This is a genomic window from Aquimarina sp. U1-2, from assembly GCF_017897595.1.
GTDB lineage: Bacteria > Bacteroidota > Bacteroidia > Flavobacteriales > Flavobacteriaceae > Aquimarina.
Genome location: NZ_JAGKIK010000012.1, coordinates 122958 through 135238 on the forward strand (window position 1 = coordinate 122958; position 12281 = coordinate 135238).

Consider the following 12281-nt stretch of genomic DNA (forward strand, 5'->3'; position numbering starts at 1 on the left):
GTGCTTCAAATAGTGAATAAAAGTAAATTTTTTATAGATGATTTGAGTACAATTTTTTGATTAGTTAACATAGAACTGTTTTACACTTTTTTCAATTTGCTAAAAAAGTGTAAACCAGTTCTCATTGTAAATTGTACTTTTGCAAAAAAATAGCACGGTGATTCGATTATTTTTGATAGTATTTTTTCTTTTTGAGAGTATGATGGCACAAAACCAACCTCATATTAGAAGAATATTGTCATTTCAGCATGATTTAAACAAAAAGTTTGCAGAAGAAGAGAAATCACCTTTACCGCCAAAGGATTTTGAACAATTTAAGGAATTAGACTTTTTTGAAGTAGATACTTCGTATTGTATCGTAGCCAAGTTTATTCGCACACCTTATGAATCTCCATTTATTATGAAAACCACTACGGGTACAGAGCCTTTATTTGTGAAGTATGGAGAAGCGCATTTTTTGATACAAGAACAATCTTTTGTTCTGAATATTTACCAAAACCAAGAATTAGTAGGAGAGCCGGGTTACGATAATTATTTGTTTTTACCTTTTACAGATACTTCTAACGGAAGCGCTACGTATACCAACGGACGCTATATAGATCTTAAAATTCCCGATGGAGAAACCATACTGCTCGATTTTAATACCGCCTATAATCCTAATTGTGCGTATAGTGATCGATATTCATGTCCTGTGCCACCAGAGGAAAATCATCTGGACATCGAAATATTAGCGGGAGTTCGAAAATTTAGAAAGCATCCAGATAATGAATGATGAAGGCATTTCAAGCCATAATAGATTTTATTATGCATAATTCGGGTTAAACCGCGTGAAATTCTATGTCTTCTATCAAAACTAAATCAGCACGATCATTAGGTTCTTATCTAATGATCATGCTGAAAACAAGAGTTGTATTAGCATCGTCAAAGGGTACGATACCCAGAGTCTTGACTCAAAATTGAAAAATTGCTTTCAACGAATGCTTTGTGGGCTTGCCTCGAGATAGTTTACTACCAAATCTTGAAGCTTGTACTTTGGTATACTAGTATTAACGTATACTTTAGAATTTGTAAATAGCTCCTAGTACAAATGAAGAAAGACTACTGGTAACTTCTAAGTCATTATCAACAAAAGCATCGTCAGAAGAATCAATTCTTAATTCTGGTTTTATTATTAAATTACCAATATCATAGCTTCCTGTAAGTGTAACAGCGATTACTTCACCATCACCTTCTTCATCAAATGCTATAGGAGAAAAGAAATCTATGCCATTTGTGACGACCAAACCAAAATTGTATTGCGAAAAATATTCGGCGCGCAATCCAAGTGTAAATTGCTCTGATGTTTTGTACTGGGGATATAATGCAAGTCCGTAAAATCCTGATGCATCAACATCACCTTCATTTTCGGTGGATAAATACGTAGCATTAACACCGAGATAAAAATCTGCGGTAACATCCCATCCTGTAGTTAAATCCACTTGAAAAGTAGGTTCGACATCTTCAGGTTCTCCTTCATTACCATATCTAAAATTCAAAAATGCACTTCCGCTATCATCAATATATCCTAATTGTGCGCCAAGAATATACGTGTCGAATGGATTGTTTTCTGTAAAATCTGTAGGGTTCATGACAGCAAGCATGGCAGTCCATTTGTCGTTAAGCGTAAAATCAGCTTTTAGTCCGGTATGCGAAAACGGACCATAAGAGAACATGTATGATGTAGAATAATTGAAATTTCCAACGGGAGAAATAACTTCGTACCCTAAAAAAGTATTAAAATTACCAAAAGTAAATTTTATGTTTTCAGAAACGTTCCAGTAAACATAAAGTTGATTAACGATTTGAGCAGAATCATCAGAGTTAAAAACTGCATCTTCTCCTCTTTGCCCAAACACAAGATCGGCTACAAAACCCACTTTTTCGCTTTCAAAGCCAAGTATAGTATTCACCATCCCTAGCGCAAAGCCGCTTTCGTTAGCAAAAGATGTACCCGGTGCAACAGTATTATCATTGGGCGCTCCTATGTTGTACCTATAGTAACCATCTACAGAGCCACTTATTGAAAAATTGTCAAACCATCCTTTATCGTCTTCCTGTGCTTGGCAGATATAACTAGTAAAGCCTAAAAAAATAAGTACATACGTTTTAAAAAAATTTGTTACGGTTTTTGTTTTCATAATTATTAATCTAATAGTTTTTAATTGGTTTTGTAAAACTATGTTAAAATAATATTACCCTTATAAAAAATAAGGTATTGTGGTTAATTTTTATACTATTGATAGTTTATACCTATAAAAAATAAGGGTTTAACTTTTATTTTAGTAAATTTTAAGAATTTAAAAGTAGTTTTTGTACGGTTTTTTAGTAAAAATCTCTTTTATTTGGAAACAAATAGCATAGAAGTGCCTAAATTTTAGGTTTTTATAAGATATGCGAATGAATAATAGGTAGTAAATAAGTATCGTGAAACGCGTAGTAATGAAATTTTTAATAAATATCCGTAATTTAACCTAAACGGTTTGCGTTAAGCTGAACACTGTAACGAGTTCAGCACAGGCTCGTTTCAGCTTCTCATCTCAATGTGCTGACAATAAACTTAATGAGATCCTGAAATGAATTCAGGATGACTTCTCAGTTAAATTTTGATTTGCGAACTATAGTTTCTATTTTCTTCATAAACACGAATTATTTGGTAATAAATATACCTAGAAATACAAAGAAGAGCGCAAGTACTAAAGATCCAAAAGTATAAATAAAAAAGTTAATAAAATCGCCTGATTTTAAAAGCATGTGATTCTCGTAGGCAAAAGTAGAAAATGTCGTGAACCCTCCACAAAAACCAGTAGCAAGAAGAAGTATTGTATGTTGAGAGAATGTACTGTTTTTAAAAGCAACTCCCATAATAATACCTATTAAAAACGAGCCCAAGATGTTAATAGTAAATGTGCCAAAGGGAATATTGGTCGTAGCTGTATTGAGATATTTGCTCATCAGATAACGGGCTATGCTTCCTGTACCTCCACCGACAAAGACCAAAAAAATTTGCTTCATGATTTCTTGTTTGAAAAATGCAATAATCCGTTATATGTTCGTACGTTTTAATTCAAAATTTAAATATTCGCTATACATCATAAAATTAACTTTAATGTCTGGTCGAGCGCAGTCGAGACCTAATTTAGAACAGGTTGGATTTACTAACCTTTCGACTGCGCTCGAGGAGACAGTGTAATATGATTGATTACGGATATTTATTATTCAAAATTCGTAAATTATACAATCCTTTTTTAAAAAAGGTGTATTACGTTGTCTTATACTATAGAATAGGAATATAAATCTCGGTCACCCATTCTGCCGGATTAGATTGCGAGGTTTGTTCTACCCGGTATACCTCGAATGCCGGAGAATTTTCATTAAGCTCCAATCCATTTTGAGTGATGTACGTATACCCGGCTTCCCAAGCTTCTTTTAAATTTTTATAATCACCTTTTAATGTCGTTTTTACAACTTTTTGCTTCGGAAGAAGGTCGCAAAGCACATCACTATCTTTAGGTGTAACTACTTTGTCTTTTGTTGGTATAGCAGTAGAAAAAATAGAAGTGCCTTGTTCTTCATTAAAAGTATTGTAAATGGTAAATGGCATTCCTGTTTGCGGTAAGTTATTTTGTTTCATATAAGCGTCTACTGCAGGCAGCATTTGCGTCATTTTTTCTTGAATAGCGGCGATCGAGGATGCAGTTGCGCTATACATATAATACCCTCCGTCATGTTCGGTCACACCATCTACATGAATTGAATATTTTTTCATTGCTTCGCTTGCGTACGAATCTAATTTTTCAAGACCTCTTTTGTACATAGGTCTAAGTACTTGCGTTAAGCTACTATCTTGAGTCGCCCAAAAGGCTTTTTCCATAAAAGATTGTTCTCCTTTCATACCCCATGTGACTTTAGTTTTTTTGGCATCGATTTTTTCAAATTTCCAATAGACGTCACTTTTGCTTTCTCCCATAGGAGTTATAAATACAATATTTTGATCGATACTCGAAAAGGGAACAGCCTTTTCAGTTTTCATCATACCATCTCCCTGAATTTCACTTTTCCAGCTATACGAAGCACCTTCACCACTAGTTTTTTCAGCATACTCCATAATTAAGTCATCAGACTCATCCATCCACGGCCCCCATTTTTCCCAAGTCTTGTACTCATTTACAGTATCGAATAATAATTCATCAGGGGCTTCTATAACTCTACTTTCTTCTATTTGAAATTCCCCATCGATGGTTGCGACATATACAGCTCCTCCGATAATTACTAATAATAATAGAAAAAATAGATATTTAATGATCTTCATGTTAGTCGGTTTAGATATTTTGATTAGCTAATATAACTAATTTTTGCGTCCTATTATTTTATTACATTTGCGCAAACTTTTAAATATTTACTATGAAACTCAAAACGATCCTATTTTTTATGGCTATTATTTTCATAATTGTAGCTTGTAAAAAAGATCTAAATAATCAAAATCAAACGAACTTGTCTGCACAAGAAAACGAAGCGATTAAAGAAAAATTTGATTATAAAGTAGAGCAGTTTGCCGATATAAAAATTTTAAGATATCAAATTCCGGGATGGAATGATCTTACCTTAAAAGAACAAAAGCTTGTCTATTACCTGGTGCAAGCCGGTTTAAGCGGAAGAGATATCATGTGGGATCAAAACTACCGCCATAATCTCACCATAAGAAAAGCTTTAGAAAATATATATACTCAATATGATGGAGATAAAAGCTCTGAAGAATGGAGATCATTTGAAACGTATTTAAAACGTGTTTGGTTTTCTAATGGAATTCACCATCACTACAGTAACGATAAAATAAAGCCCGGGTTTAGCCGGGATTATTTAAGTAAGTTACTCATGGCGACCAAGACCAAAATTTCTAAAGAGGCTTACGAAGTTATTTTTAATGATCAAGATGTCAAAAAGGTGAATCAGGCCAAAGGAGTGGATAATGTTGCTTTATCTGCTGTGAATTTCTACGGACCTAATGTTACCAATGCCGATGTAGCATCATTCTACAGTAAAATGAAATCTCCTAATCCCGAGAAACCCTTGTCATATGGTTTAAATTCTCAATTGGTAAAAGAAAACGGAGCACTTAAGGAAAGAGTATACAAATCAGGAGGTTTGTATGGTACTGCGATAGATGAAATTATCAAATGGTTAGAAAAAGCAAAAGAAGTAGCTGAAAATAAGGCTCAAGGTGACGCTATTGGATTGTTAATCGAATACTATAAAACAGGAGATTTGCAAATCTGGGATGATTACAATGTTGCCTGGACTGCGGCAACCGAAGGTAATATCGATTATATCAACAGTTTTATAGAAGTATATAATGATCCGTTAGGCTATAGAGGGTCGTACGAAACCATAGTACAAATCAAAGATTTTGATATGTCAAAAAAGATGGCGGTACTCTCTGAAAATGCGCAATGGTTTGAAGATCATTCGCCACTAATGGAGGAGCACAAAAAAGATAGTGTAGTAGGTGTATCCTACAAAGTAGTTACAGTAGCAGGAGAAGCCGGTGATGCCTCTCCAAGTACACCTATCGGCGTAAATCTGCCAAATGCGAATTGGATTAGAGCTGCTGTAGGTTCTAAATCTGTTTCTCTAGGTAACATCATCGAAGCCTACAACAATGCAGGAGGATCTGGACGTTTAAAAGAATTTGTTCATGATGATGAAGAATTTGAGCTGGAAGAAGAATACGGACAATTAGCAGATAAACTACATACTGCTTTGCACGAAGTAATAGGTCATGCTTCGGGACAATTAAATCCGGGAGTGGGTGAAACCAAAGAAACATTAAAAAATTATGCCTCAACTATGGAAGAAGGTCGTGCAGATCTAGTGGGGCTGTATTACTTAATGGATCCAAAATTACAAGAACTTGGTTTGGTCAATGATTGGGAAAAAGTAGGTAAAGCTTCATATGACGGCTACATTAGAAATGGCTTGATGACCCAATTAATTCGTTTGAATCTGGGTGATGATGTAGAAGAAGCTCATATGCGAAATAGACAGTGGGTAAGTGCATGGGCGTTTGAGCAGGGTAAAAAAGATAATGTGATCGAAAAGGTCACTAAAAACGGAAAAACATATTATAATATTAATGATTATCAAAAGTTACGTGAGATTTTTGGCCGTTTGCTTCGCGAAACGCAACGTATTAAATCTGAAGGAGATTATAAAGCCGCAGAAGCCCTAGTAGAAGATTACGGAGTAAAAGTAGATCAGACGCTGCATGCCGAAGTCTTAAAACGCAATGAACAATTCACATCTGCACCATACAGTGGTTTTGTGAATCCTGTATTAGTACCAGAGATAGGCGAAAATGGTGAGATTACCAATATCAAAGTAACTCAACCACAAGACTTTACTTCACAAATGTTGAAATATAGCGAGGCGTATAATTTTTTACCTGAGGTGAATTAAGAAACTTATAGAATTTTTGTAAGAGCCTTTTCATAATAGTTGAAAAGGCTCTTATTTTTATATTAAACACAAAAACTATTTCTAATAATTTTTTTGATTATCCGTTATTATACCTAAAATTTAACTGAGAAGTCATCCTGAATTCATTTCAGGATCTCATTAAGTTTATTTTCAGTACATTGAGATGAGAAGCTGAAACGAGTTCAGCTTGACGCAAACCGTTTAGGTTAAATTACGGATATTCATTAATTTTTTATCAATTAGAGGAATACTACATTATTTTATAGATTAATTTAACAGATATTGATGGTAAATATTCTTCCTTAAAGAATTTAGAATTGGTGATGTCCAAGGCTGTTAAAGTTTCTTCGTTTATCGTTGTTTCTCCATCAATAGTAGTCTCTCTTATCGCTATGATTTCATTGCCCTCTTGATTAGCTAAAAAATTCCTAGGTTGAACTATCGAATTAAGCTCAAAAGAAAATCCTAAAGATAAAGAAGGATTTATACTATAAGCTATACCAAGTCCTCCACTAATTTTTTGATTGAATATAGTATTATTAATAGCACCATTAAATTGAGAAATATTAACTATAGCGATGAAGCACCACTTAGAATAGATGAATGCTTTGCCCACTGGATCTCCATTTCTATCGGTTTCTCTTTTAATAATATATGACTTGGTACTGTTACCGTTTGATATTTTATATAAGAAAGGGAATGAAACAATTGATGAAATTACAAAAGAACTTAATTGATGATCAGATATGATTAGGGTTCTGTCTATTGGCGAAATCAATGCTTCTTTGTGTTTTTCTATTAATAGATTGAACCCAAGACTCAAACCAAAATTTATTCCTTCTTTTTTTAATCCATAAATTTGTTCTATAGCATCTTTATCCGATATTTTTTGTATTTTTAAAGTATCTTGACGATCGTTTATTAAACCATTTTTCTTATAATTTTTTGTAATCTCCTTTCTAGCTTTTTCAGCTAGATTATGAGAATTTATTTCTACTTTTTGAGCTTCAGTTTTTATGGCTAAAAGCAACAGTAGGATTAAAAATATCTTTTTCATTTTTGTAGTTATTTAGATTTCTCTCAAAATTACTACACAACGAAGCATAAGAGAATACCCGTTTGCGGGTATATTAAAGCTCTTCATTAATTTATGCTTCTACTTTATCACGATAAGCTCGGAAGGTTTTCAGGTGTACTTCATCGATGCTTTAACGGGGTTATATAAACGTTGAATGCATTTCGTCGATTTTTAGATAAAGTCGGTATCCCCTTAAATACACTTCGTCGATAGTTGGATAGGGTCAAAAGGTCTTTGAATACATTTTATCGATGCTTAAATGATATATAAAAGACCATGAATGAGATTCGTCGACGATTGAATAAGCTTTTGCAGCTTATAAATATGATCTAAAAATCATACTTTTTCTCAATCGCATACCGTAAGAGTTCACCTTTTCCCTTTAAACCGAGTTTACGAATGATGTTCTTTCGGTGCGTCTCTATGGTGGACACAGAGTTAAAACGAATAGCTGCAATCTCAGAAGAGGTTTTGCCTTGGCCTATTAATTTTAGCACCTCCCGTTCACTTTTTGATAATACTAGCTTTTTTTCTTGAGGTTTGGAATCCTTGGATAATAGCAAAGGATCTATAGCGGCATCAAAGTAAGTGCCTCCTTGAGCAACTTGTTGTATAGCAGTTAAGACTTCTTCTAATGGGGAGTTTTTAAGTAAATAACCTGAAGCTCCGGCTTCGATCATTTGGCGTACGGCATCTTCCTGATCAAACATAGAAAAAGCAATGATTTTAACGTGAGGTAGTTCTTTTTTAATGATTTTGGTAGCTACGATGCCATCGATTTTAGGCATTCGAATATCCATTAAAACGACTTTAGGTTGTTTCAGCCGTACAACTTTTAATAATTTTTCACCATCATTAGCCATACCCACAATACTGATTTCTTCTTCATACTTTAGGAGAAGATCTATTCCGTCAACAAGCGATTGATGATCTTCAGCTATGGCGACAGTAATCATATCGGTATATTAATTATAGTATTCGTTCCTTTTCCGGGAGTAGTATCAATTTCAAAAGTGCCTTCAAGATGTTCTACTCGCTTTTCAATGTTTTTTAATCCCATACCTTCTTTTTTATGTAAAACCTGAGGATTAAACCCTTTTCCGTCGTCTTCTACAATGATATTTAATAAAGAGTCATGATTGGTCAATGAGATATGCACTTCTTTGGCATTGGCGTGTTTAATAATATTTGTGATTAATTCTTGAATCATCCTGAAAATTGCAATCTCCAGAGTATTGTCCAATCGCTCTTCTAATCCGTAGTCTTGCACTTCAATTTTTAAACCGTCTCCGTTGGATGCTTTTTTAGCAAGGTTTTTAATGGCAGGCAATAATCCTTGATTCGCCATGACACCACTATTTTTTTCGTGTGCCATAGTGCGCACTTTTTGGTAAGCTTCATCCAAAAGGTTATCGGTTTTAGTATAAAGTTCTTCCAAATTATTTGCTTTTGGATTGTCTAGATTGTTTTGAAGGTGATTAAAATGCAGTTTAAGGGTTACTAATGTGCTACCTAAGTTATCATGTAAATCATTAGCCAAGCGTTGTCGTTCTTTTTCTTGTCCGGCTAACATCGCATCAATCCCTGCTAATTCCTGGTCTTTGAGTAGTTTTTCGGTTTTTTGTATTTGGATTTCGCGTTCTTGTTCGGCGATGCGTTGTTTGCGTTTGGTGTTTTTGTAAACAAGTAAGCCAATACTGCTGCCGAGAATAAGCAAAGAGATAGAACTTATCCATAATATTTGTTGTTCACGTTCTTCTCTTTCTAAAGATGTTTTTAGAAGAATATTTTCTTTTTCTTTTTCTGCTGTTTCATACTTGATTTCTATTTTATTCAAAGCTATGGCATTTTGATATTCTTTTAAAGAATCATTATATATTCGGAACTGTTTATTGTAGTAAAACGCACTATCGTAATTTTTAATTCGTCTATAATGATTAAATAAGCAAGAGGAAAGTTTTGATAAATTCAAATAATTCTTTTTCGGGAATGTATGTTTTTTTGCTTTTTGAAAATGTGAAAAAGCGAGATCAGGTTGATTATTTTCTGAATAGAGTATTCCTAGATTTGTATTTATAGCAAAAATTGGTTCTTGCGTAAATTGAAAAAATGCCCCCTTAAAGATTTTGTTTGCCTTTTTGTAATAGAATTCTGCACTGTCTTTTTCTTTTAAAAAATAGTTGAAGTTGACTCCTAAAAGCTGATATAATTTACCTTCAATGAATCTATTTTTACTTTTCTTAGCAATTACAATAGCTTTTTTGTAATCATTGATATATTCTCTCTGGTGTATACTGGCATTGATTGTAGCTTTGTAGAATTCTAATGTTGCTTTTTCACTATAATCAATATAATATTTTTCATAAATATTAAAATACTTGAAAAATAGATGTTTGGCTTTTCGATTATTATATAAGAGTTCTATGATTTTTCGAGTAGTGAAGCAAATTAATAAAGAATCACTATTAGACAATGCAATGTCAAGAGCTTTTTGATAAGCTTCGAAAGTCTTTGAATAATTGGGGATTTCATTTGATATAGTAATATCTCCTTTTGTCAGGAATATCAGTACTTTGTCAAAACTTGTTTTAGTTTCGAATTGATCCAATGATGGGGGATTAATTTGTTTTTGTTCTATATAATTGATTTGATTCAATAATAAGGCTCTTTTGTTGGGGTCATTGATTAATCTAATTATGCTATCAGCATTTCTTATTTCATAGTTTTTAATTCTTATAAGAGCTTTTCTCCATTTGTTATCTTGCTGAGAAAAGCTCTTTGTCAGCATAAAAAAAATGATGGCTAATGAAATAATCTTTATTTTGTCCAACTCATTAAATTATATAAAATCTGCATATATGATTACCTAAATCAAGAATCATTTGATGTTTCCGGATAAATGAGATTTTATCTGTCTTTTCCTCTAGATCTTCATTAAAAAGTTTAACATCTATTATATATTCTTTTTTAGAGGTTCCAACTAATCGGGATTTGTAATTGCTAATACCTTCTTGGTTAATCTTAAAAAAGGACTCGTCATTTGGATCAGGGTTTGCTATATGATCATCGTAGAACTCCATTTGAACCAATTTTGAAAACTTAGGATTTTTTACGGGTTTTGTTTTTGATATCATTTTGATTTTATATTCGTTATAACTTTTGGAATCTTTTTGAATATCAATTTCTCTTTTAGCTTGAATAATTTTTGCATGAGTAATTCTAAAAGTTTGGTTTGCTTGATCGAAAACAAATTTACATACTATAGCGAAGTCGCCAAGAACACTTACATGAATTGGCTGATAATCTACTTCATTAAATGAATCTACTATTAGATAGAAATCCTCATTCATTTTTTTAATTTTTTCCATGATTTATATTTTGAAAGATTATATAGTTACCCCAAAACTCCTAAAAAAGAGTACACTAATCCATACCCAATACCGGGTAATTCTTCTCACTCCAATTCAAAAACATCAAAAAGGAGTCATGATCAAAACTTAAAAAGTCTTAATCAAAAATGCATTTATACGATTGAAAAACTAGGGGTGTATACGGTTTACTCGGGTTGTAAATACGTTTTTAACGCAAACAACAATACAATAAATATAATAAAACCAATTAAAATAAACAGGCTGCCCTTATAATATTTGCGATGTAGTTTGATATCTTTTCGGTAGCTAAAAATCATTAAAATTATAAAAGCAATCACAAAAAAAATGGCAAATACTAACTGACCCTGACTAAACATAAATTGTTATTTTTACAACAAAGATAAATTACATTATGCAAACTTTTTAAATTAATTATACAAACCTTAGTCCTTTCTTCTTTCGGGAGAAATTAGAATGAGGGATTATAAAAAATGTATGATTAATTTAAAATCTTAAAGAATAAAAATTCATGAAGGATAAAATTGCTGCTGTACAAGAATTTCACACTGCATTTAAAATAGGATATAAAAATGAACCTGTTGCTGATCTTGGTGCACAAAAAAATTTATTACGCTACAAGTTAATGAGAGAAGAGAATGAAGAATACCTGGAAGCGGCCCAAAATAATGACTTAGTCGAAGTTGCCGATGCATTAGGGGATATGCTATACATTTTGTGTGGAACAATTATAGAACACGGAATGCAACATAAAATAGAAGAGGTTTTTAATGAAATTCAGCGTAGCAACATGAGCAAACTAGGTGAAGATGGAGAACCTATCTACAGAGAAGACGGAAAAGTACTTAAAGGCCCAAATTATTTTAAACCTAATATCAAAGAAATATTGGATCGATAAATAATCATAATAACTCAAGATAACTTCATCATAAAATTTTAATTGGCACCTCCAAAGGGTATAATACCCTCTAGGCTTGCCTAGAAATTGAAAAATTGTTTTCAACGAATGCCTCGAAGGCTTGCCTCGAGGTAGTATACTTTCAAGATGTTTTGAATAAGATGCTCTAGAATAAGATCGCGGCTATTTTCTAAACGATTTTTATATTAAATTTAGGTCACTTTAGTCTAATATTTAGTGACAATTGAAAAGAAAAAATTAAATTCTGTACTTCCCTGATTAGCGTTGACCGTTTTTAGGTTAATACTTCGTTGTTAAAAATAGTCATTGTTTTCCTTTGATGGCTAGCCATCAAAGGAAAGTTTTTTTCGAATTCCACAGGTGTCATTTTATCGATGTTGTT

The 12281-nt window shown here is 32.8% G+C and carries 11 protein-coding genes; 3 read left to right on the plus strand and 8 right to left on the minus strand.

Going from position 1 to position 12281, the window contains the following annotated elements:
* The first annotated feature begins 157 nt into the window (after positions 1-157).
* Positions 158-772, plus strand: a complete 615-nt coding sequence (locus J8281_RS14910) for a DUF1684 domain-containing protein (protein WP_371812623.1) — start codon at positions 158-160, stop codon at positions 770-772.
* Between the two features lie 286 nt (positions 773-1058).
* Here the strand turns inward: J8281_RS14910 and J8281_RS14915 are convergent, their stop codons facing one another.
* The 3 genes from J8281_RS14915 to J8281_RS14925 form a co-directional block, all read right to left on the minus strand.
* Positions 1059-2177: a porin gene (locus J8281_RS14915; protein WP_210198438.1), complete on the minus strand. Its 1119-nt coding sequence runs from the start codon at positions 2175-2177 to the stop codon at positions 1059-1061.
* A 508-nt stretch (positions 2178-2685) separates the two neighbouring features.
* Positions 2686-3051, minus strand: a complete 366-nt coding sequence (gene crcB / locus J8281_RS14920; RefSeq protein ID WP_210198439.1) for a fluoride efflux transporter CrcB — start codon at positions 3049-3051, stop codon at positions 2686-2688.
* A 262-nt stretch (positions 3052-3313) separates the two neighbouring features.
* Positions 3314-4348, minus strand: coding sequence for a GyrI-like domain-containing protein (locus J8281_RS14925; RefSeq protein ID WP_210198440.1), 1035 nt, complete (start codon positions 4346-4348; stop codon positions 3314-3316).
* Positions 4349-4440: 92 nt separating this feature from the next.
* Between J8281_RS14925 and J8281_RS14930 the strand changes: the two genes are divergently transcribed.
* Complete coding sequence (locus J8281_RS14930; protein ID WP_210198441.1) at positions 4441-6492, plus strand: dihydrofolate reductase; 2052 nt, start codon at positions 4441-4443, stop codon at positions 6490-6492.
* 271 nt (positions 6493-6763) lie between these two features.
* On the opposite strand, the gene J8281_RS14935 is transcribed toward J8281_RS14930, so the two are convergent.
* The 5 genes from J8281_RS14935 to J8281_RS19745 form a co-directional block, all read right to left on the minus strand.
* A complete protein-coding gene (locus J8281_RS14935) occupies positions 6764-7570 on the minus strand; it encodes a hypothetical protein (protein WP_210198442.1) in 807 nt (268 codons plus the stop codon).
* Between the two features lie 350 nt (positions 7571-7920).
* Positions 7921-8547, minus strand: coding sequence for a response regulator transcription factor (locus J8281_RS14940; protein ID WP_210198443.1), 627 nt, complete (start codon positions 8545-8547; stop codon positions 7921-7923).
* Positions 8544-10379, minus strand: a complete 1836-nt coding sequence (locus J8281_RS14945; RefSeq protein WP_210198444.1) for a sensor histidine kinase — start codon at positions 10377-10379, stop codon at positions 8544-8546. The genes J8281_RS14940 and J8281_RS14945 overlap by 4 nt, the downstream gene beginning before the upstream one ends.
* A gap of 46 nt (positions 10380-10425) precedes the next feature.
* Positions 10426-10959: a hypothetical protein gene (locus J8281_RS14950; RefSeq protein ID WP_210198445.1), complete on the minus strand. Its 534-nt coding sequence runs from the start codon at positions 10957-10959 to the stop codon at positions 10426-10428.
* Positions 10960-11147: 188 nt separating this feature from the next.
* Positions 11148-11339 carry a hypothetical protein gene (locus J8281_RS19745; protein WP_246849132.1) on the minus strand — a complete coding sequence of 64 codons (192 nt, stop codon included), beginning with the start codon at positions 11337-11339 and terminating at the stop codon, positions 11148-11150.
* 152 nt (positions 11340-11491) lie between these two features.
* Between J8281_RS19745 and J8281_RS14955 the strand changes: the two genes are divergently transcribed.
* A complete protein-coding gene (locus tag J8281_RS14955) occupies positions 11492-11878 on the plus strand; it encodes a nucleoside triphosphate pyrophosphohydrolase family protein (RefSeq protein ID WP_210198446.1) in 387 nt (128 codons plus the stop codon).
* Positions 11879-12281: the final 403 nt, after the last annotated feature.